We start from the raw sequence: 647 nt of genomic DNA on the forward strand, positions 1-647 counted from the left end.
GCGTCGCTGTCGGCCAAGTGGGCAAGCGCCGTTGGCCCGGCGTGGCGGAACCACGTCATCAGCAACGCGTCGAGCAGCGCCATCGGCGCGGCCAGCGAATGGAAGAACGACGGAATGGCGACGGGCGCAACCAACTGCTGCCATGCCAGTTCGGCGCCGGGAGCGATGGCGCTGTCGGTCACATACACGAGGCGCGCACCGCGCGCATGCGCGTACTGCATCGCCTCGATGACCTCGCGCGTGTACGGATCAAAAGCGCAGCGGATCCGCCAGCGTGTTGCCGCTGCCGGCGCACAGCGTGACCTTGTCGTCGAAGAGCTGGGCGGCATAGCCCAACGCATGCGTCAGCGCCAGGCAACTGCGCGCGCCCAGCAGATACACCCGGCGCGCCCTGCACAAAGCTGCAGCCACAATGTCCAGTGCCGCCAGGTTCGCTGGCGAGAATGCCGACTGCATATGCGAGCCGATGGCCATGCCAATGCGTTCGGCTTCCGAAGCGCCTGCGGCATCTTCACCCTGCAACGCACTGGCGCGGCCGGCAAAGCCGTCGGCCTGCTGGCGCAGGTGATTCACGCAGACGTCGCGCAGTGCGGCAAAGTCATCAAATCCCAGCGCGCGTGCCAGGCGGGAGAACGTGGCCGGCGGTA

General features: G+C 67.4%; 2 protein-coding genes. Both read right to left on the reverse strand.

Annotation, left to right across the window (positions count from 1 at the left end; translation table 11 throughout):
* The coding region (locus tag D1614_RS28205) for a MurR/RpiR family transcriptional regulator (protein ID WP_206610164.1) at positions 1 to 221 on the reverse strand (221 nt) is incomplete at its 3' end.
* Between the two features lie 28 nt (positions 222 to 249).
* Positions 250 to 647: MurR/RpiR family transcriptional regulator (locus D1614_RS28210; protein ID WP_206610165.1), on the reverse strand; the 398-nt coding region annotated here is incomplete at its 5' end.

It is taken from the genome of Maribellus luteus (assembly GCF_003576475.1).
In the GTDB taxonomy this organism is placed as follows: Bacteria; Bacteroidota; Bacteroidia; order Bacteroidales; family Prolixibacteraceae; genus Draconibacterium; species Draconibacterium luteum.